The sequence below is a fragment of the Methanothrix harundinacea 6Ac genome, assembly GCF_000235565.1.
Taxonomy (GTDB): domain Archaea; phylum Halobacteriota; class Methanosarcinia; order Methanotrichales; family Methanotrichaceae; genus Methanocrinis; species Methanocrinis harundinaceus.
This window is the reverse complement of the sequence record NC_017527.1, coordinates 50,105-71,193: the sequence shown is the minus strand read 5'-3', so window position 1 is coordinate 71,193 and position 21,089 is coordinate 50,105. Positions and strand designations below refer to the sequence as shown.

General features: G+C 60.5%; 24 protein-coding genes. 17 read left to right on the top strand and 7 right to left on the bottom strand.

What is annotated here, in order from left to right:
* Positions 1 to 16: 16 nt before the first annotated feature.
* From gpmA to MHAR_RS00320, 3 genes are all read right to left on the bottom strand, one after another.
* A complete protein-coding gene (gene gpmA, locus MHAR_RS00330) occupies positions 17 to 748 on the bottom strand; it encodes a 2,3-diphosphoglycerate-dependent phosphoglycerate mutase (RefSeq protein ID WP_048144181.1) in 732 nt (243 codons plus the stop codon).
* Positions 749 to 889: 141 nt separating this feature from the next.
* Entirely contained in the window at positions 890 to 1,081 is a 192-nt protein-coding gene (locus MHAR_RS00325) for a PUA domain-containing protein (protein WP_014585645.1), read from the bottom strand.
* 119 nt (positions 1,082 to 1,200) lie between these two features.
* Positions 1,201 to 1,389, bottom strand: a complete 189-nt coding sequence (locus MHAR_RS00320) for a hypothetical protein (RefSeq protein ID WP_014585644.1) — start codon at positions 1,387 to 1,389, stop codon at positions 1,201 to 1,203.
* A 123-nt stretch (positions 1,390 to 1,512) separates the two neighbouring features.
* Here MHAR_RS00320 and MHAR_RS00315 point away from each other — a divergent pair, with 123 nt between their 5' ends.
* From MHAR_RS00315 to MHAR_RS00270, 10 genes are all read left to right on the top strand, one after another.
* A complete protein-coding gene (locus MHAR_RS00315) occupies positions 1,513 to 2,259 on the top strand; it encodes a carbon-nitrogen hydrolase family protein (protein ID WP_014585643.1) in 747 nt (248 codons plus the stop codon).
* 72 nt (positions 2,260 to 2,331) lie between these two features.
* Complete coding sequence (locus MHAR_RS00310) at positions 2,332 to 3,561, top strand: DNA primase small subunit domain-containing protein (RefSeq protein WP_014585642.1); 1,230 nt, start codon at positions 2,332 to 2,334, stop codon at positions 3,559 to 3,561.
* Between the two features lie 47 nt (positions 3,562 to 3,608).
* A complete protein-coding gene (locus MHAR_RS00305; protein ID WP_014585641.1) occupies positions 3,609 to 4,193 on the top strand; it encodes a hypothetical protein in 585 nt (194 codons plus the stop codon).
* Between the two features lie 4 nt (positions 4,194 to 4,197).
* Positions 4,198 to 4,479 carry a 50S ribosomal protein L44e gene (locus tag MHAR_RS00300; protein WP_014585640.1) on the top strand — a complete coding sequence of 94 codons (282 nt, stop codon included), beginning with the start codon at positions 4,198 to 4,200 and terminating at the stop codon, positions 4,477 to 4,479.
* A gap of 14 nt (positions 4,480 to 4,493) precedes the next feature.
* Entirely contained in the window at positions 4,494 to 4,646 is a 153-nt protein-coding gene (locus MHAR_RS00295) for a 30S ribosomal protein S27e (protein ID WP_014585639.1), read from the top strand.
* A 5-nt stretch (positions 4,647 to 4,651) separates the two neighbouring features.
* Positions 4,652 to 5,425 carry a translation initiation factor IF-2 subunit alpha gene (locus MHAR_RS00290; RefSeq protein WP_048144706.1) on the top strand — a complete coding sequence of 258 codons (774 nt, stop codon included), beginning with the start codon at positions 4,652 to 4,654 and terminating at the stop codon, positions 5,423 to 5,425.
* On the top strand, positions 5,422 to 5,583 hold the full coding sequence (locus tag MHAR_RS00285) for an RNA-protein complex protein Nop10 (protein ID WP_014585637.1): 162 nt from the start codon (positions 5,422 to 5,424) through the stop codon (positions 5,581 to 5,583). Before MHAR_RS00290 ends, MHAR_RS00285 begins: the two co-directional genes overlap by 4 nt.
* Entirely contained in the window at positions 5,580 to 6,344 is a 765-nt protein-coding gene (locus MHAR_RS00280) for a proteasome assembly chaperone family protein (RefSeq protein WP_048144180.1), read from the top strand. Before MHAR_RS00285 ends, MHAR_RS00280 begins: the two co-directional genes overlap by 4 nt.
* Before the next feature lie 7 nt (positions 6,345 to 6,351).
* Entirely contained in the window at positions 6,352 to 7,686 is a 1,335-nt protein-coding gene (locus MHAR_RS00275) for a TldD/PmbA family protein (protein WP_014585635.1), read from the top strand.
* 65 nt (positions 7,687 to 7,751) lie between these two features.
* Positions 7,752 to 8,606, top strand: coding sequence for a ribose-phosphate diphosphokinase (locus MHAR_RS00270; RefSeq protein ID WP_014585634.1), 855 nt, complete (start codon positions 7,752 to 7,754; stop codon positions 8,604 to 8,606).
* Positions 8,607 to 8,712: 106 nt separating this feature from the next.
* On the opposite strand, the gene MHAR_RS00265 is transcribed toward MHAR_RS00270, so the two are convergent.
* The 3 genes from MHAR_RS00265 to MHAR_RS00255 form a co-directional block, all read right to left on the bottom strand.
* On the bottom strand, positions 8,713 to 9,696 hold the full coding sequence (locus MHAR_RS00265; RefSeq protein WP_014585633.1) for a hypothetical protein: 984 nt from the start codon (positions 9,694 to 9,696) through the stop codon (positions 8,713 to 8,715).
* Between the two features lie 167 nt (positions 9,697 to 9,863).
* Positions 9,864 to 10,043, bottom strand: a complete 180-nt coding sequence (locus MHAR_RS14150) for a tyrosine-type recombinase/integrase (RefSeq protein ID WP_048144179.1) — start codon at positions 10,041 to 10,043, stop codon at positions 9,864 to 9,866.
* Positions 10,044 to 10,212: 169 nt separating this feature from the next.
* Complete coding sequence (locus tag MHAR_RS00255; protein WP_014585632.1) at positions 10,213 to 10,452, bottom strand: binding protein; 240 nt, start codon at positions 10,450 to 10,452, stop codon at positions 10,213 to 10,215.
* A gap of 55 nt (positions 10,453 to 10,507) precedes the next feature.
* On the opposite strand from MHAR_RS00255, the gene MHAR_RS00250 reads away from it, so the two are divergent.
* Positions 10,508 to 11,323 carry a proline dehydrogenase family protein gene (locus tag MHAR_RS00250; RefSeq protein ID WP_048144178.1) on the top strand — a complete coding sequence of 272 codons (816 nt, stop codon included), beginning with the start codon at positions 10,508 to 10,510 and terminating at the stop codon, positions 11,321 to 11,323.
* Between the two features lie 49 nt (positions 11,324 to 11,372).
* Here MHAR_RS00250 and MHAR_RS00245 read toward each other — a convergent pair whose 3' ends face one another.
* A complete protein-coding gene (locus tag MHAR_RS00245; protein ID WP_014585630.1) occupies positions 11,373 to 14,339 on the bottom strand; it encodes an S-layer protein domain-containing protein in 2,967 nt (988 codons plus the stop codon).
* A gap of 108 nt (positions 14,340 to 14,447) precedes the next feature.
* Between MHAR_RS00245 and cfbC the strand changes: the two genes are divergently transcribed.
* The 6 genes from cfbC to MHAR_RS00215 all read left to right on the top strand — a co-directional run bounded on the left by cfbC (position 14,448) and on the right by MHAR_RS00215 (position 21,079).
* Positions 14,448 to 15,242: a Ni-sirohydrochlorin a,c-diamide reductive cyclase ATP-dependent reductase subunit gene (cfbC, locus tag MHAR_RS00240; RefSeq protein WP_014585629.1), complete on the top strand. Its 795-nt coding sequence runs from the start codon at positions 14,448 to 14,450 to the stop codon at positions 15,240 to 15,242.
* The gene (gene cfbB, locus MHAR_RS00235) at positions 15,239 to 16,630 is read left to right on the top strand and encodes a Ni-sirohydrochlorin a,c-diamide synthase (protein WP_014585628.1); all 1,392 of its coding nucleotides are present in this window, start codon (positions 15,239 to 15,241) and stop codon (positions 16,628 to 16,630) included. Before cfbC ends, cfbB begins: the two co-directional genes overlap by 4 nt.
* Positions 16,631 to 16,662: 32 nt before the next feature.
* Positions 16,663 to 17,067: a pyridoxamine 5'-phosphate oxidase family protein gene (locus tag MHAR_RS00230; protein WP_014585627.1), complete on the top strand. Its 405-nt coding sequence runs from the start codon at positions 16,663 to 16,665 to the stop codon at positions 17,065 to 17,067.
* A 173-nt stretch (positions 17,068 to 17,240) separates the two neighbouring features.
* The gene (locus MHAR_RS00225; RefSeq protein ID WP_266335523.1) at positions 17,241 to 17,636 is read left to right on the top strand and encodes a pyridoxamine 5'-phosphate oxidase family protein; all 396 of its coding nucleotides are present in this window, start codon (positions 17,241 to 17,243) and stop codon (positions 17,634 to 17,636) included.
* A 177-nt stretch (positions 17,637 to 17,813) separates the two neighbouring features.
* Positions 17,814 to 19,076 carry a signal-recognition-particle GTPase gene (locus MHAR_RS00220; RefSeq protein WP_014585625.1) on the top strand — a complete coding sequence of 421 codons (1,263 nt, stop codon included), beginning with the start codon at positions 17,814 to 17,816 and terminating at the stop codon, positions 19,074 to 19,076.
* Positions 19,058 to 21,079: a tetratricopeptide repeat protein gene (locus tag MHAR_RS00215; RefSeq protein ID WP_014585624.1), complete on the top strand. Its 2,022-nt coding sequence runs from the start codon at positions 19,058 to 19,060 to the stop codon at positions 21,077 to 21,079. Before MHAR_RS00220 ends, MHAR_RS00215 begins: the two co-directional genes overlap by 19 nt.
* Positions 21,080 to 21,089: the final 10 nt, after the last annotated feature.

Below are 21,089 nucleotides of genomic sequence, written 5' to 3'. Positions count from 1 at the left end.
TGATCTAGTAAGATGCTCAGTATCTGCGATCATCTGCGATTCCCTCCTCTTCGAAGAGGAGGCGGCGGGACCGGGGGCGGAGATCCGGGCCGAGGTGGTAGACGAGGGGTACTCCCGTCGGGATCTCCACGGCGGCGATCCCGTCGTCGCTGATCCCCTCCAGGTATTTGACCAGGGCGCGGAGGGCGTTTCCGTGGGAGACGACGAGGACCCTCCGGCCGGACCTCACCTCGGGCGCGATCCTATCGGTCCAGAAGGGGACGATCCGGTCGCTGACGTCGGCCAGGGCCTCAGCGGAAGGAAGCCGATCAGCCGCCAAGAAGCGGTAGCGCCGGTCGAAGCGGGGGTGGCGGGGATCGTCGTAATCCAGGGGCGGCGGCCTCTCCGAAAAGCCGCGCCGCCAGAGCCGGACCTGCTCCTCTCCTGCCAGGGCCGCCACCTCGTCTCTGGTCCGGCCCTGGAGCGCCCCGTAGTGGCGCTCGTTCAGCTCCACCGCCTTGACGGCCGAAACCCACTCCAGCTCCATCTCCTCGGAGACGAGCCAGAGGGTCTTGATCGCCCTCTTGAGGAGCGACGTGAAGGCGATCTCGTACTCCAGCCCCTGCGAGCGGAGAAGCCGGCCGGCCCGCCGCGCCTCCGCCTCGCCCGTGGGCGAGAGGGGGACGTCGGCCCAGCCGGTGAACCTTTTCTCGCGGTTGTAGACGGACTGGCCGTGGCGGAGGAGGATGAGGTTCTCATCTGATCTCAATCGAAGGCCCCCGGAATCTCGATCTCGGGCCGAAGGGAGGGGTCGGCCCGATTCAGGAGGGCCGTTGGCGGGGCAGAAGAAATCCTTTTCCGACCCCACGCCGAAAAAAAGAGAAAAAAAGGTTGGTGACCCGGCAGGCCCTCAGAGGACGGCCCGGGCGGTGGTTATGATCCGGTCGTTTCTGTCCACCACCAGGACCTCCTCGCCGTCGGATATGTCCAGGTCGGCGGAGACGATCTGGCGGCCGAAGACCCGGCCGCCCCGGGCGACGAAGGGCACGGCGGCGTCGGATATCACCATCTTCTTCCTTCTCGGAGTTGCGTTCTCTGGCACGAGTTATCACCTCTGGATATAATGGTGGAGCTGATCGGATATGAATTTTACGGTTAAAAGTATGATTAGATCTTAACTTTGTCCAAGATATCAGATAATATCATCACACTTCTGAATGACTAAACCTCCGCCCTCCACCCTACGTCATACCTCGCCCCGCAGTTCGGGCAGATCAGGACTATCTTGTAGTCGGCACCGTCGCGGAGGAAGGAGACGTGAAACCCCCTCTCGTACCCGCAGGCGGCGCAGACCCGAAACTCCTCCCCCGCCTCGGCCCGCCTTATCTCCTCTTCTACCTTCTCGCTCAAGATCCCACCACGGTGAAGTTGAGCCTCAAAGTATTTCTCTCTTCTTTCGGCGGGGCGGAGGAGGGGCCGGGCCGGGCGAGAGGACGAATCATCTTAATATACTCCGCCCTCTTTTTTAAGATCATGATCGCGGCCTGCATCCAGCTTCAGATCCAGCTCTGCGAGAGAGAAGAGAACCTCCGCCGCGCCCTGTCTTTGGCGAACAAGGCCGTCGGCGGGGGCGCGGAGATCCTCGTCTTTCCGGAGCTCTTCCTCACCGGCTTCTGCTACCGACGGGATTTATCCGACCGGCCGCCCTACCCCTCCCTCGACCCCCTCCGGTCCTTCGCCGAGGAGCACGGCTGCCTCGTGGTGGGGTCTCTGGTGGATGGAAGGCTGAACCGGGGCTTCTGCCTCGACGGGGCTGGGATCGGATTTCAGGAGAAGATCCACCCCTTCGGGACCGAGAAGGAGCACTTCGACGGCGGCGAATCGATATCGCCGGTGAAGACCTCCAGGGGGAGGATCGGCCTCTCGATCTGCTACGACCTCCGGTTCCCGGAGGTGGCAAGGAGCCTCGCCCTCGCGGGCGCCGACCTCCTCGTCACCATCGCCCAGTTTCCGCCTTCCCGGGGGCGCGTCTGGGAGACCCTCTGCCGGGCTCGGGCAATCGAGAACCAGATCCACCACATAGGCTGCAACGGCGCGGGCCCCGAGTTTTCCGGCGGCTCCGTCATCCTCGACCCCCGGGGCCGGGCCTTGGCGGAGGCGGGTCCCGACGAGGAGGTGATCCTCGCCGAGATCGACCTCGCCGAGAGGGACAGTGCCCGGAGGGAGATCCCGGCCCTGGCGGACCGGCGGCCCGAAATCTACAGATCCTTTGAGGGATGACGGGATGGCCTGGGAGGGTTGGAGGATGATCGGCCGACTGGCAGGAGATATGAGATCGATGGAGGGGCATCTTTGAAGCCGGAGACGGTGAAGTTCCTCCGCTCCAGGTTCCGGGAGTACTACCTGGAGGCGTCCCTGGAGATGCCTCCCTCGATGGAGCGGCGGGAGTGGGGCTTCATCCTCTTCGACGACATGCCGAAGTTCGTGATGCGCCGCCACAAGGCCTTCTCGACCCGCTCCGAGCTCGTCGACTACATCCGAACCCAGGTCCCGGCCCACGTCTACCACTCCGCGGCGATCTACGAGCGGCCGGGGGCCCCCACCATGCGGGAGAAGGGGTGGCTCGGCGCCGACCTGATCTTCGACCTCGACGCCGACCACCTCCGGAACGCTCCCTCGTCCTACCACGAGATGCTCGACTTCGTCAAGGCCGAGACCACGAAGCTCCTGGAGTTCCTCACCGGCGACTTCGGCTTTGGGGCCGAGGAGATCCAGGTCGTCTTCTCCGGCGGGAGGGGCTACCACATCCACGTCCGGGACCCTCGGGTCACCGATCTAGGCAGCGGCGAGCGGCGCGAGATCGTCGACTACCTGACCGGAAGAGGACTGGATATTAAGAAGTTCATATCTAAAGTGTCGGTAGACGGTGATTTTGGAGTCGACAAAGCCGTTATATTAAAGTGCCCCCCCGAAAATGCTCCAGGCTGGGGAAAAAGATTCAACAAGTCAATTTTGTCCTCCTTTGAGCGCCTACGGGAGATGGACGAGGACGAAGCCATTAATCTTCTCACATCCCGAAAGGGGATCGGAAAGACAATAGCTATGCATATCTACAGAACTGCGCTGAGGGATGATATACTGGATAAGATTCGCGGGGGCGAAAGCATTGATTTTTTCAGGGGAAGCGAAGGATTCTTCTGGAATCCCCTGATAGAAGACTATCTTTCTGGCGAGGGCGTCCAGATCGGATTTAGTCTGGGCCAAGAGGAGAAGGGCGAGACCGACGAGCCGGTGACCACCGACGTCAAAAGGTTGATAAGGTTCCCCCTCAGCCTCCACGGGGGGACGGGGCTCCGGGTGACCCCCCTCACCATCTCGGGCCTGGCGTCCTTCGACCCCCTCCGCGACGCCGTCGTCTTCGGCGACCGGCCCGTGGAGGTCTGCCTCCGGGGGCCCTACGCCATCGAGATGAAGGGCGAGAGCTTCGACCTGGAGGAGGGGCCGACGGTCCTCCCCCAGTACGCGGCCGTCTTCCTCGCGGCCCGGAAGGTGGCGGAGCTGGGGAAAGCTTTAGACCGATGAGAGGGGCTAATATCCCTCTCCGACGTGGGCGTTGAGGACGGCCGAAGATGAGCGACCTGGACCTGGTGAACCTCCTGCGAAAGGAACGGAAGGCGGCAGAGCTTCTGCCCCTGGAGACCGGCTTCTACGAGAAGGTGGGCGAGTACCTCGCCGAGCTGGAGCGAGATCGCTCCCAGGTGAAGGACCCCTACTCCGTCGAGGCCCAGATCCTGGAGGACGAATTGAAGGCGGCCCGGGGCTCCATCGGAAGGCTCATCGACCTCCGGATCAAGAAGATCTCAAAGAAGGTCCAGCGGGCGGGCTCCGCCTCCAAGGACGTCGCCGTCAAGGGGATGACCCCCGAGGAGGAGCGGATTTACAGGGATACCCTGGCCGCCCTAACCGAGGGGCGGGAGTCGATCCTCTCCCGGGTGAACCGGGCCGAGGGCCCGACCACCGAAAGGGCTTTAACGCCCAAGAGGGGTATGAACCAGGAATACGCCCTTGTGATGATGATGGAGAGCGTTCCGACGTTCGTTGGCGTCGATGGGAGGCGCTACTCCCTAGAACGGGGAGATCTGGTGATGCTCCCGGCACTGCACGCCAAGAACCTGTGCAATAAAAATTTAGCTCGCGAATGCAAGCAGGTGTGAACCCATGAAGATGCCAAAGGAGTTTAAAGCTCATTGTCCTTTCTGCAAGAAGCACACCTCCCACGTGGTGGAGAGGGTGCGAAAGGGACGGGCCACCTCGATGGCCCACATCGACCGACAGAAGCAGCGGGCCCAGGGTATAGGAAACTCTGGGAAGTTCTCCAAGGTCCCCGGCGGGGACAAGCCGACGAAGAGGGTGAACCTCAGATATCGGTGCAGCCTGTGCAAGAAGGCCCACAACCGCAAGGGCTTCAAAGTCTCAAAGTTCGATCTGGTGGAGGGTTAACTCTGTCGAAATTTTTGAAGGTCAAGTGCAACGACTGCGAGAACGAGCAGGTCATCTTCGGCAACGCCGCCACCGTCGTCAAGTGCCTCGTCTGCGGCAGGACCCTGGCGGAGCCGATGGGCGGCAAGGCCCAGATCAAGACCCAGATCCTCGAAGTGCTAGAGTGATCGATATGCAGCGTGAGGGTTGGCCTGAACCTGGGGAGCTTGTGGTCTGCACCGTCGACCAGGTGGTGGACTTCGGCGCCTTCGTCATCCTGGACGAGTACGCGAACAAGAGAGGTCTGATCCACATATCGGAGGTGGCCAGCGGCTGGATAAAGTACATCCGCGACCACGTCCGCGAAGGCCAGAAGATCGTCTGCAAGGTCCTGAACGTCGACCCCTCCCGGCACCACATCGACCTCTCCCTCAAAGACGTCAACGAGCACCAGAGGCGGGACAAGATCCAGGCGTGGAAGGCGGATCAGAAGGCCTGGAAGTGGCTGGAGATGGCCTACGAGGGAGACGAGGAGCACCTCGGCGAGGTGACCGGAGCCCTCGTCAAAGGGTACGAGAGCCTCTACGTCGCCCTGGAGGACGCTGCCGTCCGGGGCATCGACGCCCTCGCTGAGGCGGGGCTCCGCCCCGAGGACGCGGAAAAGGTCCTCACCATATCTCAGGAGAACGTCAAGATCCCCTACGTCGAGATCACCGGCTACGTCGACATCACCAGCCCCGCCCCCGACGGGGTGGAGCAGATCAGGAAGGCCCTCAAGAAGGCGGCGAAGACGAAGGAGGAGGACGTCACCCTGGAGGTGAGGTACGTCGGAGCCCCCCGGTACAGGATCCACGTCACCGCCCCCGACTATAAGCTCGCCGAGGCGGAGCTGCGGAAGGCGGCTCAGGCGGCGATAAAGTTCATAGAGAAGCAGGGCGGCGAAGGCGCCTTCCACAGGCAGGCATGAGGTCGAAGATCAAGAGGTGCAGGACCTGTGGCCTGTACACCCTGAAGGATATCTGCCCCATCTGTGGCGCATCCACCAGCCAGACGAAGCCCGCCCGTTTCTCCCCCGAGGACCGGTACGGCCGGTACCGGCGGGCCCTGCGCCAGGAGGCCGAATGAGAGAAACCACCGTTCGCAGATTAATGGACCTGGAGCTGAAGGACCCCATCCTGATAGAGGGGCTTCCGGGCGTCGGCCACGTCGGAAAGCTCGTCGCAGAGCACCTCATCGAGGAGCTGGAGGCGGAGCTGATGATCGAGGTCTACTCCCCCCACCTCCCCCCCCAGGTCATCGTCCTGGACGACGGGACGGTGAAGCAGGTCAGAAACGAGATCTACGTCCACCGCGGCGAGAATCGAGATCTGCTCCTGCTGGTGGGCGACTACCAGAGCGCCACCAACGAAGGCCACTACGAGCTCGCGGGCGCCTTCCTAGACCTCTGTGAGGAGTTCGGGGTCAAGAGGATCTACACCCTGGGCGGGTACGGCACCGGCCAGTTCGTCGACAAGCCCCAGGTCCTGGGGGCTGCTAACAGCCACGATCTCGTCGAGGAGATGAAGAGCTACGGCGTCGTCTTCCAGGAGAACGAGCCGGGCGGGGGGATCGTCGGGGTCAGCGGCCTTCTGGTGGGCCTATCAAGGCTCAGGGACATCGACGCCGTCTGCCTGATGGGCACCACCAGCGGCTACCTGGTCGATCCCAAGAGCGCCCAGGAGGTCCTCCGGGTTCTGTCGAAGGCCCTGGAGATCGAGGTGGACATGCAGGCCCTGGAGGAGCGGGCGCGGGAGATGGAGCGGATAGTAGGCAAGCTCCGGGAGATGGAGAAGGCCCAGATGCCCTTCGAGACGAGCGGCGAGGAAGACCTCCGCTACATCGGTTGATCTCATCATGATCGAGGATCTCTTCGAGGGAGCCCGTCAACTCCTACTTTTGGCCGAGAAGGCGGGGGCGGAGGAGGCGGAGGTCTTCGGCCTTATGGTCAGATCCGTAGACGTCGACCTCCGGAGGGATCGGGTGGAGATGGCGAGCGAGAGCCTCTCCCGGGGCCTCGGCCTCAGGGCCGTCCTGAGGGGGGCGGTAGGATTCTCGTCCACCAGCGACCTATCGAAGCTCGATATGGTGGCCGAGGGGGCAGTTCGGGCGGCCCGGGCCCGGGGCTCCGACGAAAAGTGGCGGTCATTGCCGGTCCCGAGGGCGGCGGCCCATCCCGAGGGGGTCTACGATCCGGCGACGGCCGATCTGGGTCCTGAGGAGTGCCTGGAGCTGGCAGCAACCCTCATCCAGGGCGCGGCCACGGTCGCCGGGGCGGAGCCCGTCTCCGGGGGAGTCTCGGCCGTCTCGGGGACGGAGCTTCTTATCAACACCAACGGCCTGGAACTCTGGGAGAGGGGTACGACCTTCACCGCCTTCATCGAGACGGTGGCGAGGGACGCCGACGGCTCCGCCTCTACAGGCTACGATTTTGCCAACTCCAGGTCCGCCCCTCAAGATATCTCGGAGGTGGGGAGGTCCGCTTCCGACCTCGCGGCGAGGTCCCTGGGCGGGGTCCGGGGGGAGGACGGGGTTGCCCAGGTCCTCCTGGGGCCCATAGCCTTCGCCGAGATCCTCGACAACGCCTTCCTCCCCTCCACCTTCGCAGACCTCGTCCAGAAGGGGAGGTCGTCCCTGGCGGGGAGGATCGGGGAGAAAGTGGCCGAGGAGAGCTTGATGATAATCGACGACGGCCTCTTCCCCGGCGGGATGGCCACCTCCAGCTTCGACGGCGAGGGCGTCCCCTCCCAGAGGACGGCCCTGGTGGAGGGGGGGATCCTCCGGGCCTACCTCTACGACACCTACACCGCGGGGAAGGCGCCGATGGCGACTCTGAGCACGGGGAACGCCGACCGGCCGGGGTACGCGGGGATCCCGCGGATCGGGACGACGAACGTCATCATCTCCTCCGCCGATCCCTCGAACGTCCTGGCGGAGACGGAGCGGGGCTACCTCGTCACCGGCGTCATCGGGGCGCACACCGCTAACCCCGTCTCCGGCGACTTCTCGGTGGAGGCGAGGAACGTCTTCGTGGTCGAAGACGGCGCCGCCCAAAAACCGATCCGGTCCCTGATGCTGGCGGGGAACGTCTTCGACCTCCTCTCCTCGGTCAAGGTCGGGACCGACCCTCGGATGGTGGGGTCGTTTGTGGTCCCCACCGTCAGGGCGGAGATGAAGGTCGTCGGGAGCTGAGAATGGATCGGGCAGACGGGGTCTCAAGCTATATTGTTTAAATTAAAATATTGGGGCGATTATTGATGATCATCGGTGGACCATCCTCCCAGCTTCTGGGGGGTAGGATAGCGGCAATTTTAAAAGAAGATCTGGCTTTGTGCGAGTACAGCAGCTTTCCCGATGGCGAGGCTTATACTCAGGTCTGCTCCGACCTCGACGATCGGATCGTCGTCGTCCAGAGCACCCCCTCGGACCGGGACATCATCCAGCTCCTCCAGCTTCTGGACGTCTGCCGGGGAAGGAAGATCGACCTCGTCATCCCCTACTTCGGCTACGCCCGCCAGGACAAGCAGTTCAAGCCCGGCGAGCCCCTATCCGCGAGGGCGATGGCCGGAGCCATCGACTCCTTCCTCGCGGAGGGCTCCCGGATCTTCACCATCAACATCCACGACCGGTCGGTCCTCAACAACTTCCGACACGAGGCCACGGACCTCGACGCAACGCCTCTTCTTTCCGACGAGATCAAAAAGATGGGGCTGGACGACCCGGTGATCATATCCCCCGACAAGGGGGCGGTCCGGATGGCGAGGGCCGCCGCCGAGAGGCTCGGCGTCCCCTACGACTACCTGGAGAAGACGAGGCACAGCGGGACCGAGGTCTCGATGGCTCCAAAGGAGATCGACGCCGCCGGAAGGGACGTCGTCATCCTCGACGACATGATCGCCACCGGCGGGACGATGGCCCAGGCGATATCGATCCTCAAGTCGAAGGGGGCGAAGAGGGTCTACCTCGGCTCGGTCCATCCCGTCCTGACGGGGAGTGCCGTCCTGAAATTGTGCCGGGCGGGGGTCGAGTCGATCATCGCGACCGACACCCTGGAGAAGGCGGTGAGCACCGTGACGGTCGCGGGGCTCGTCGCCGAGGCAATCCGGCGGTAGGGACGTTTTTTCTTTTTACCAGTAAATCTCGCTGGAAAACATGTTGTTCCGATATCTGCAAGAAACGGAAGCTTCGATCTGAAAGCCACATAACTAGCCATACATATTATACGTTATATAATAAAATATGGAATGGGGGGTCGTCTCTTTGTTCAAAATAGAGAAGATCCATCATCCTTTCAAGCGTTTGATTATCTTCGGCGGTTACAGCAACCGCCCCATGCTCAAACAGGACAAAAGCATAATAGTACCCGGAGGCGTTGAACGTGTGCATTTCTCCATCCAACTCTGGGATCAAGGTGGTATTTATCGCAGAGTTATTGTAGAGAGCCATGTCTTCATCAGTCCATGGTATAGCAATCGGTCCTTGCTCCGGGTTCTCGTCAACAAAAAAGGCAACCTCTCTCCCTATTGATCCCGAAGCGTTCATATCTACCGCTGCCTTGTAAGTACTCTTTCCCGAGGGAAAATCATCTGTTCGATCAAACCAAACCGATTTGTAAGAGTCGATATCAAGAACAGCCTTGATACCTCCTGGAAAATCAACTTGGAACGGGAAATCGTTCTCATAGGTTGGCGACACGACAAACTTTGTCGTATTATACGCCTCAGCCAATGTTTCATTCCTCCAATCAAACGTAAGGAGTGGAAACATTGCTTGCAATGTCGCATTATCCTCAGCCTTCAGGGTCACCGACCCATCCGGCAGTAGTATGAACGCATACCAATAGCCTAAATTAGTCCTTAAATATTTCTCCACGGAAGAAGTAGAAGTATTTATTTGATTCAGTAACCCGTTGGGATCGGGGGGAGTAAATTGTCCACCCTGCGAAGGAGTGGCATCTGCCCAAAACACAACCTCGTTGCCAATAGCTCCTGATGCAGACATATTTATCAAGAAGCCATCCACGACCTTTCCTGACGGGTAGATTGTAGTATTCGTATACCAAACCGTAGGCTGAGGCGTTATCACTGTGATATTGACATAGCCGTAATCCAGAGAGAAATAGCCCAAGCTCCCCATCATTGAGAGCGAATATATTATGAAGAGCATGACCGCCGCTACTGTTTTTCCTTTCTTGCTCAACATGTCCTCCCTCCTAGAAGTCTCAATGAGGCCACGGCTTTAAAACTATAAATAGTCTAAGTTTAGGATTATACTGGCTTTCCGTATCAACGCTCCAGAGCATAGTATTTTTCGCAGTCGTGTCCCAGTAGTCTTCCCATGCCCGTGCTATGTTTCTCGGGACTAAGGTCTTAGATATTGAATCCCTCGTACCTCTTCCGCCGGTGGTTGATGTCCGCCTTCAGATAGATTGAGGTCGTCTTCAGATTGGTGTGGCCTAGCTGCTGCTGTAAGTCATTCAATGGAACACCGCTATCCAAAGCAGCCACAGCATGCAGATGGCGCAAGGTGTGTGGGCTGACGATGTTCATCGACCTGCCATCTTTGGATGTGGCATAAGCTCTCTGACCCCCGCTTGCCTCGCCGCCTTGTCGATCACCATCCGTATCCACCGCTGCGAGATGTGCTTGCCGGGATCGCGACCTGGAAACAGCCTGACCGAACCTTCGGCCAGGCTCCTGATCGATCTATCTCTCCAGCTCAGGGATAAGCGTAGGCTCCATCGAGCTCCAGGTCGAAGAACCTTCGGATCATATCCTGGTGAACCTCTCCGGGGTCGACATCCTCGAAGAGCTGGGGATGGAACCACTTGGCGAGATAAAGCTCCCCGATTATGGACCGCAAACCGCTGTTGGCCTTGCTGTTTAGGACGTGAACCCTCCCGTCCCTGACGGCTTTGACGTTGGCGAGCTCCGGCCGGGAGAGGATCTCGTCCCTCACCGCCGCAAGCCATCTCGGAAAATTTATTATCGATCTTCGAAGAACCGCCTCTAAGATGGAGATGACGGGATCAGAGGACCGCTGGGCCCTCCCGGACCTGGCGGGGGCGTTGAGGTGGTGCAGAGGGAGGAACGCTCGGGGCATCCGCTGCACCCTGGACGTTCTGGGGGAGAACGCCAGGAATGAGGAGGCGGCTGCAGGGTCGGTGGATGCCTACCGCTCCTGCCTGACAGCTCTTGAGGAAGAGGAGGGGCTTTCCGCCTCCATATCGGTGAAGCTGACCGACCTCGGGGCGCTCTTCGACCGGAGGCTCTGCCTGGAGAACCTGCGAACCCTCTCCAGAGAGGCCGCACAAGCCGGGGTCGGCTTTGAGATCGACATGGAGGGAAAGCCCCTGGTGGAGTTCACCCTCGAGGCGGCCCTGGAATGCGCGGCCGAGGGGCCCCTCACCCTGGCCGTCGCCGCGAACTTCGACCGGACGACCGATGACCTGGAGGCCTTTCTCGGGAGCGGGATCCGGCCCCGGCTGGTGAAGGGGGCATACCCCGGCGACGTCGCCGATTTCCGGGAGGTCCAGGAGCGCTTGAAGGGTCTGGTGGAGGCGGCCCTCGCTTTTGAGAGGCCCTTCTCTCTTGCGACCCACGATCCGGAGGTCATAGAGTGGGCCCTGGGGCGGCTATCAGAAGAGAAGACCCTCGTGGAGTTCGGCTTTCTGATGGGGCTATCCGATCTGACCAAGGAGAAGCTTGCGGGCCAGGGGTGGGCGGTCTCCGAGTACGTCCCCTTCGGCTCGCGGCGGCGGGCGTACCAGGCGAGGAGGCTCCAGTATCTGAGGGAGCTCGCCCGCCTGGGGCGGGAGCCAGCCCCCTAGATCAGCTCCTGCCCTGCCGGAGGGGGCTGTCGATGGCGAAACGGCAGGTCTACCTCCTCCGCCGTCCCGCCAGGGCGAAGGCTAGCCCCACCGCCAGCAGGGCGAAGGCCGCCCCCGGCGCCGGGATCCTCCCCCTCGGCTCTGCAGGGGCGGTGACGTTCACAGTCCCGTTGATTACCCTTCTGAACTCTCCCCCCCCCATCTCCCTGATCCCCACCTCGCTCTCCCCCTCCGCCATCCCGGCCCGGAAGGTGAGGTTGAAGGCGGAGCAGCCTCCTGGGACCTCGAGGCCGATCGTTCCCTCCTCCGATAAGTCCGGAGAGAGGCCGCACCCCTCTTCGGCCCCGTCCTCGATCCCCTCGAAGGTGAGGCGGCGGGGGTCATAGGTGAGGGCCACCATCGTCCCGTTCTCCGACGGCGGGATCTCCAGGGGGAGGGCGAACCTCTCGCCGGCCCGGACCGTCGCCGACCCGACGGCGGCGGACCAGAGTTTCGATCCTGAGACCTCGAAGTAGAGCCCCGTCGCCTGGAGGGCGTTCATGGCGTTCTCCACCCTCAGCCTCACCTCATACCGCCCCGCCGGGGCTCCGACCCGGACTAGGTGGGGCTCGATCCCCTGGGGCGAGAACCAGAGCTTGTGACTCCTATTGCCGAGGACTGCATTGCCGTCGACGACCTGGAAGAACCTGATCTCGCTCGCCCCGGCCTCGATCTTGACGTACCTATTCCGGAGGGCCTCGTCGGAGGCCATCTCCGCGTATGTGGCGTTTAGCCCCAGCCTCTCGTACTCGGCGGGGGATATGTAGTAGATCTCTCCCGCCGTGTCCCGGATCAGGCCGATCCTCCCGGAGGTGTCGAAGTTCACCGAGACCGGCACCGGCTCGGCGGTATCGTTCAGCTTCAGGACCCCTCCCTGAAGGTCCGACTCGGGAAGGAGGGTCCCGTCGTCGCTGAGGGCGGGAACGGTGGCGTTCCACTGCCAGGAGTAGAGCCACTGGTCCCTCGCCCCGACCCCCGACCGGGTGAGGTCTCCCTGGATCACCCGCCGACCCCCGGCGTCGACGGTCTCGGCGGTGACGCTGACGATATCCCCAGCCCTGATGAACGCCGAGAAGTTGGCCACCCCCCCCGAGGGGACCGGCTCTTGTGGAAGGTAAATCTCTACAACCTCGGGAGGTGGCAGTACGTATTCATTCTTGTAGATGTAATATCGGAGGGTATCGTTGTCGGCGACGGCGATGTTCATCCCCGGGAGGATGCCGACGACGGAATCGCGCTTCAGGTTGATGTAGTCCATGTTGACCATGTAGATCCCGAGATCGGGCCCGATTAAAACGACGGTCATTTCGCCGAGCTCGTCACCGGCCTTTATGGGGAGAAATTGGCTGTCGGATACCTGAAATAGGCCGTCAATTATGGCGAACTGATCCTCACCGTCGCTGAAGATGTTCTCCACGTGAAGGGCGATTATGGGCAGGTCTTTGACGTTGCCCACGTCTCTCTTGTAGATATACGTTGAGTTCGGTCTCATCACTGCGGTGTCCACCAGCTGGTTGTTCTTTCTCAGTTCGATGAAGATCTTGTCGTCTTTGACCTCATCCTTGGTGACATCGCGGATGGAGAGGGTATACCCCTCCCCCAGGTAGTAGAGATCTCCCGCCACGGCCGTATCTCTCTGGTCGGTGTCGATGATGATGCGGCCGATCTGCTCTTGGGCCAGCATGCTGATCGGCTTCACATCCAGGCGGGCGGTGGTTCCATAACCCACAAACCAGACGTCTCCCAGAAAGCAGACCACCTGATAGCTGCCCCAAGGATCGAACTCGAACTCCACCTCATGGACGAAGCATATATACTCAGCTCCATCCACCAGCCTAGGCCCCTCTCTGGCGGGGGTTCTTATGTATCTCTCATCGGTTCTGTGAATTATCAAGCTCTCCGAACCCATTTTTTTATCATCATCAAAATAAAAACCTGTAAAGTTCTCGTCGTTCCATCGGGCCGCGGCGTATCCGACAAAATCTCCGACGGCCGTGCTGATCGGAACCTGGGAGCTCTCGCTATAAACCGGCCCCCTGATCTTGTGGAGGCCGTACTCCGTGATCTCCCCCAGGGGGTAGTAGATCAGCTCAGGGGTGTCTCTCACCCTCAGCATCAGGCCTCCGGCGAGGGGGATGGTGCTCCCCCGCCGGAGGATGATGTCCCGGGCGTTCTCCAGCTCTATCCTCCCCTCGGCGAGGGCTGTCACCTCCATCGCGCCGATCTGGTCTCCAACCTCTATCTTGAAGGTGGGCACGTCCCGGACCTGGAAGAGGCCGTCGATGTCGACGATCGCCATCTGGGTCCCCTGCATCGCCGCGCTGACGGAGGCGATGATGATGGGAAGGCGGTGGTCTCCCACCTTGTATGTGTAGGTATCCCCCACCCTCACCACCGCCCGATCCACCTCGACGCCGTTCTTCTTCAATATCAGGTAGGCCATCTTCCCATCGGAGGAGGCCCCCGCCACCTCGATCCAGTAGCCGCCCTCGAGGAAGAGGGGGGCCTTGGAGGTGGCGGTCTGGATCCCCTCATAGTCGAGGAGGACCTCCCGGAGCTCCCCCTCCTCCAGGGCGGAGACGGCGTCGGTGAAGTTGCTCTTCAGGTAGCCGGCCAGGTACTTCTTTCCCAGGAAGGCGACGGCCTGATAGCGGCCCCATCCGGGGTAGTCGAACTCCTCGGTCCAGACCCTGCTCGAATAGTAGAGGTGACCCTCCGGGATCCGTCTCTCTTCAGCCTCCGCGGCGAGCCTCTCGCCTCCGACCCCCTCGTCCAGGTCGTAGTAGAACCAGCCGAAGCTCTCGGCGTCCCAGCTCCCGTTCCCACCGGAGAAGGTGCCCCGGACCTCGGCCATCGGCACCTGCCCCAAGGCCCCCATGGTCATGGTCAATAGATAGAAGACCGCCCCGACGGATAGGAGGGCCCTGGAGCCGAAGGTTCCCCTCTCTCTTCTACCGGCGATAGATGCTAATCTCATACCCCCGAACTAGATCTGATCTCCCCTGCCTGCCGACTCTTCTCTTACGCCCCCTCTGGATAACGTGTATATCCGATGGCGAAGCTCTGGGCGTTCTGGAGATAGAACATGTCCCAGGTTAAGCATGTTGCGATATACGGCAAAGGGGGGATCGGAAAGTCCTGCACCGCCTCCAACGTAGCGGCCGCCTGTGCCGAGAAAGGTCTTCGGGTGCTGATGGTCGGCTGCGACCCCAAGAGCGACTCGACGATAACCCTGGTCGGACGGAGGATCCCGACGATGATGGATCTGATCCGGGCCGGGGGCGAGATCGCCGAGGAGGACGTCGTCTTCGAGGGGTACGGCGGCGTCAGGTGCATCGAGGTGGGGGGGCCGGAGCCCGGCGTCGGCTGCGCCGGCCGGGGGATCATTGTCGCCATCGAGTTTCTCAGGAAGGTCTCGAAGGTCCTGGACGAGATCGACCTCACCCTCTACGACGTGCCGGGGGACATCGTCTGCGGCGGGTTCTCCGCCCCCATCAGGAAGGGGCTGGTCACCGAGGCCTACATCATAACCTCGGGGGAGTACATGCCGATCTACGCCGCCAACAACATCTGTCGCGGGCTGAGGAGGCTGAACACCCCCCTGGCGGGGGTGATATGCAACTCCCGGGAGGCCGCCGGCGAACGGGAGATCGTGGAGAAGTTCGCTCGGGAGCTCGGAAGCGAAATGGTCGCCTTCATCCCCAAAGATCCCATCGTCCAGAGGTGCGAGAGGCGGGGTGTCTCGGTGATCGAGGGGGCGCCCGACTCGGAGATCGCCCAAGTCTACCGGAGGCTGGCGGAGCACGTCGCCGGGGACTCAAAGCCGAGGCATCCCTCGCCCATCGATGATGATAAGCTCCGGGAGCTGTCCCTGATATGAGCTCTGAGATCCCGCGGGTCCTCCTGGCGGGGGACCGAAGCTCCAGCGGCAAGACGACGATCGTGGCGGGGCTCCTCTCAGCCCTTCGGAACAGGGATCTAACGGTCCAGTCCTACAAGGTCGCCCTCGACTACATCGACCCGAGCTACCACACCGGGATCACCGGCCGGTGGTGTCGGAACCTCGACGGCCACCTGATGCCGGAGGAGACGGTCCGGGAGGTCTACGCCCACGCCGCCGAGGGGGCGGAGGTCGCCGTCATCGAGGGGGTGCGGGGGCTCTACGAGGGGTACGACGGCGATCGCGGCAGCACCGCCCAGATCGCCAAGATGCTGAAGGCGCCGGTGATCCTGGTGGTGGACGCGCGGTCCATCACCCGGAGCGCTGCGGCCCTGGTGAAGGGGTACATCGACTTCGACCCCGCTGTCGATATCAGGGGCGTCATCCTCAATAAGGTCGGGGGCGGTCGCCACGCCGATAAGGCGATCTCCGCGATCCGGGATCACGCCGGGGTGGAGGTCGTCGGCGTCATCCCCCGGGACGACTCGATGCACCTAGCCATGCGCCACCTGGGGCTCGTCCCTATGCTGGAGGGGGAGAAGAGGCACGCGGGGTTCGCCGAGCGGCTGGATAAGATCCGCCGGGTGGTGGAGGAGGGGCTCGATATCGACCGGATCCTGGAGATCGCCGCCGAGGCGGAGCCCCTGCCGACGCCGGAGCTGGACCTTTACCGGCCCAGCCGGGAGGGCGACGGCGTCAGGATCGGCGTCGCCCTGGATGAGGCCTTCAACTTCTACTACCGGGACAACCTGGAGCTGATCGAGCTATCGGGGGCGGAGGTCGTTCCCGTCAGCCCGGTCCACGACCAGAGCCTGCCGGAGGTGGACGGCCTCTACATCGGCGGGGGGTATCCCGAGCTTTACGCAAAGGAGCTATCGGAGAACCGGTCGATGATCGGGTCCATCAGGGGGGCCCACGAGGAGGGGGTCCCCATCTTCGCCGAGTGCGGAGGGCTGATGTACCTCTGTGAGGAGATCGACTGGGGCGGAGAGTCCCGCCCGGCCGTCGGCCTGGTTCCGGCAAAGACCAGGAAGGGGGGGCAAAGGATCGTCAGCTACACCGAGGGCACCTTCCTTCGCGACTGCTCCATGGGCCCCCGGGGCGCATCCTTCCTCGGCCACGAGTTCCACCACTCGGAGCTGGTCCTGGACCCGGGAGCAGAGGTGGAGTACGCCATCCGCCTCCGGCGGGGGACGGGGATCGATGGGGTGAGAGACGGGATCGTCGATGGGAACCTCGTCGCCTCCTACAACCACTTCCACGGAGCATCCTATCGGCTCTTCCCGAGCCATTTCATAAAGTCCGCCCGGGAGGCAAGGGATAAATAAACTGCCCTCTTTTTGGGTGTGGTGATGATAGAATGGTGAAGATGCCCACCGAGGTGAGAGAGACCCTGGAGAAGCAGTGGCCTATCCCCTTCGCCACCGCCTCCACCGAAGGAAAGCCGAACGTCGTCTTCATGGGAATCCTGAAGGTAAAAGACGACGAGACCCTGGTCTTTGCCGACAACTTCTTCAACAAGACCGCAGCGAACCTGGCGGAGAACCCTTGGGCTTCGGTCGTCTGCTGGTCGAAGGACCCCAGGAGCTCCTACCAGATCAAGGGGAGGGTGGCCTTCGCGGAGGAGGGGCCGATCTTCGAGGAGATGGCAGAGTCGGTCCGGGCCCGCAAGCCCGACCTCCAGATGAGGCGGGCCGTGATCTTCAAGGTCGAGGAGATCTACGAGGCGAACTCCGGCCCCACCGCCGGGGATAGGATCGTTTGATTCCGGCGGCCGGGGTTCGGCCCGGGGCGGGCCTTCTATCCCCCATATTTTATCAGGAATTTTTACGGTTGGCTCCTCCGCCCTTCAGGCCCTCTCTTCGGCCCCATCCCCCCCGGCGGAAAGAGTAAATATATTGCTATTCTATTTGAAGAAAGGTGATCTAAATGGTGAAGATGCCACCAGATGTAAGAGCAACCCTGGAGAAGCAGAAGCCCGCCCCCGTCGCCACCGCCGACGCCTCGGGAACGCCGAACGTCGTCTACGTCGGGTTCTTGAAGGTCCTCGACGACGAGACGATCATGATCGGAGACAACTTCTTCTACAAGACGGCGGCAAACCTCGCCGAGAACCCCAAGGTATCGATCCTCTGCTACGACACCGAGACGAAGAAGTCCTTCCAGATCAAGGGGACTGCGACGGTCCATAAGGAGGGGAAGCACTTCGACGAGATGACCAAGTGGGTTCTTGCCGTCAACAACAAGCTTCCGGCGAAGGCGGCCGTGGTGGTGAAGGTGGAGGAGGTCTTCAACGCCATGTGGGGGCCGACGGCGGGAAAGAAGGTAGTCTGATTCGAGGATTGGCGGGCAGAGATGGATCTGCCTTGAATATCTTTTTTGATCTGCGGTTTTGGTCTGAGACGCTGAGCAGATACTCTTCTGGGTGGCGGCAGAGGTAGATTTATTGAGCATGGGATCATTTCTTGATGGTGAACGGGATCCGATCTTGGAGCAGAGGGGATCATCGATATGCCGAAGGCGAAGAACTTGAAAGAGGCCTACAACAACCTGGTGGTGGAGCCGCTAGAGACCGCGGAGGAGTTCAGGGATTTTTACGTCGAGAGGCCGGCGAAGGCGCCATCCCCCATCGAGGAGCTGAGGGACCGGATCGAGATCTCGGATCGGAAGGAGAAGTACCTCTTTCTCGGGTTCAGGGGTTCGGGGAAGAGCACGGAGCTGAACCGGCTTCTTGATATGATCGATCCCCACCGGTTTCTTGTGGTCAGCTACTCGATCCGTGACCAGCTGAACGTCAGCGACTTCGACTTTCGAGACTTCTTCGTCTCGATGGCCCTGATGATCTACGACAGGGCAGAGGTCGACGGCGTCAAGCTCAACCGGGACATCGAGGAGGACTTCAAGGATTTCGTAAAGCGCATCACAAAGGTCGAAGAGGATGAGGTTTCCGGGTCCAGAGCCGCGGGGATCTCTTTGACCCTCGCCAAAGTTCTCCTCCTGAAGCTGGGTCGAGAGGCGAAGACCCGGGAATACGTCCGAAAAGAGCTGGAGATGCAGATCAGCGACCTCATCCAGAGGCTCAACTGGCTGATCGTCGACGTAGAGGATAAGACCGATAAGAAGCTCGTCGTCATCGTCGACGACCTGGACAAGCTCACCCGCGTCGAGCAGGCGGAGGAGTTCTTCTACAAGAACTACGAGCTTCTCACCCAGCCGAGCTGTTTTGTGATTTACACCTTCCCTATCCCCCTCACCTTCAACCCCTACTTCGAGAACGTCAGGCCCGCCTTCGACGACGCTATAATCCTGCCGCAGCTTCCGGTGATCAACAGAGACGGCAGCAGAAACGAGACGAACCTCGGCTTTTACAGATCCGTTGTAAGAAACCGGATGGAGGATCACCTGATCGACGACGCCGTTCTGGACGAGGCTATCCTCTCCACCGGAAAGCTCTCGGAGTTCGTCTCGATCATGAGAGACGCCACGATCAAGGCTTACCGAAATAAGAGAGAAAAGATAGTGAACGAGGACGTGGAGAGCGCCCTTGAGAAGCTGAGGAGGACTTACGACAGAACCCTCACCGAGGCCCACAAGCGCAGGGCTCTGGCGATCCACGAATCGAAGGAGGCCCGCGACCTGGACAAGGACGATGGCATAAGCAGAGAGCTTCTCTTCAGCCTGACGGCCGTCGAGTACGAGGACGAGAACGGAAGATGGTGCGACGTAGATCCGCTGCTTCTTCCCCTGGTGGAAAAATGGAAGATGCAAGAATAGAAGACGCGAAGGCTGAAGCCGCGAGGATCGAAGACGCGAGAATTGAAGATTCAGGATTAGAGGAAGCGAGGACTGAAGACCTGGAAGAGATCGATACCATCATCGCGGAGCTGGAGGTCTCGAAGGGTAGGGGCAACCTCATAATCTGCGTCGTCAACGCCCCAGCTTACCGGGACGGGATCATCCGGACCTTGAGCCGCAGATTCAGGACGAAAGTAATCGCTGTCGAAGATGGCGAAGACGTAATACAGAGCCTGAAGAGCGGAGATTTCGGCGACGCCGGTGTGCGTATCTGGACGATGCCTGAAAAGCTCACCGAGGAGCTGGCGGATGCGCTGAACAACTTCCGGGAACTATTTTACGATTCGGGGGTTCCCAGCCTCGTATTTATGAGCCAGAGCTTTCTAGACGACGTGATAAGAAGAGCCCCAGACTTCTGGAGGTACAGGGGGAACTATTACGAGCTTAAGGGGCGCGACCGGGGCCCTGTCTTCGAGGCGATCGATGTTCTGGCCACATCTCTTCGTTATCAGAGCAAGGAGGATCTTCTGAGGCGGAGGAGGATTAACGAGTACCTCCTTGAAAAGGTGAAGGATGAGAAGGAAACAGTCAAGATTTTGGATGAACTTGGTGAGATCTCTTATAATTTAGGCGACTATGATAACGCCTCAGATTATCTGAAACATGAATTGAAACTTAGCGAGGAGATTGACTATAATAGGGGCGTTTTAAGGTCACTACACCAGCTTGGGATTCTGGCAAAGGATAGAGGTGATATCGCTGAATCCTGCCGCCTCCATTGCAAGAGCCTTCGGATTGCACGGGAGCTGGGTGATAAGAGCGCTGTCTCAAGATCGCTGCACCAACTTGGAATGCTGGCACAGGCGACTGGCGACATCACCGAGGCCCGCCGCCTCTACGGCGAGAGCCTGAAGATATTACAGGATCTGGGCGATAAGAGCGGCGTTGCGAGGTCATTGCATCAACTTGGAATGCTTGCACAGGCCACCGGTGACATCGTCGAAGCGCGTCGTTTCTACGAAGAGAGCCTTAAGATATCTGAGGAGCTTGGGGACAAGAGCACTATCTCAAAATCGCTACACAATCTAGGCGCTATAGCGCAGGCTACCGGCGATATAGTCGAGGCGGGCCGCTTTTATAATGAGGGGCTTAAGATCGCATCAGAATTAGGCGATAAGAGCGGTATAGCATCGTCACTACACCAACTTGGGATGCTAGCATATGACACCGGTGACATTTCGGAGGCGCGCCGCCTCTATGGAGAGAGCCTTAAGATCAAACGAGAGCTTGGTGACAAGAGCGGCATAGCTATTTCACTACATGAGTGTGGGATATTGGCACAGCGTAGTGGTGATCTGACGGAAGCCAACCGCCTCTTTAACGAGAGCCTGAAAATCTCCGAAGATCTAGGGGATATGAGCGGCATAGCAAGGTCGCTTCATCAACTGGGTGTGCTTGCGCAGGCAAGGGGCGATATCGCTGAGGCCTACCATCTTTACGGCGATAGCTTGAAGATTTTACAGGATCTGGGCGACATGAGTGGAATCTCACGGTCTTTGCACCAGTTGGGGCTTCTTGCTCAGCTTTCTGGCGATATCGGTGAGGCGAAGCGTCTCTATGGTGAAAGTCTGAAAATCTCCAAAGAACTCGGGGACAAGAGCACCTTCCTAAAGTCGCTATTCAATTTGGGAGTTTTGGCCCAGAATTCTGGGGAACTGAAAAAGGCTCTTAGCCTTTATGGTGATAGTCTGAAGATCGCCCAGGATCTTGACGACAAGACAGGCATCGCCTTCGCTTTAGCCCAAAGTGCTCTTTTGGAGGAAGAGGAAGGCAACCTGGAGCAGGCCCTAGACCTGATCCGCGAGGCAGAGGCGCTCTTCATGAAGCTTGAAAGTCCCACGGCGGAAAACGCCCGCTATGTCCGGGAACGACTGGAGAAGAAGATCGCGGTTGAAAAAATGTCGGAGGGAAACGAAACGTGACCCCGGAGGC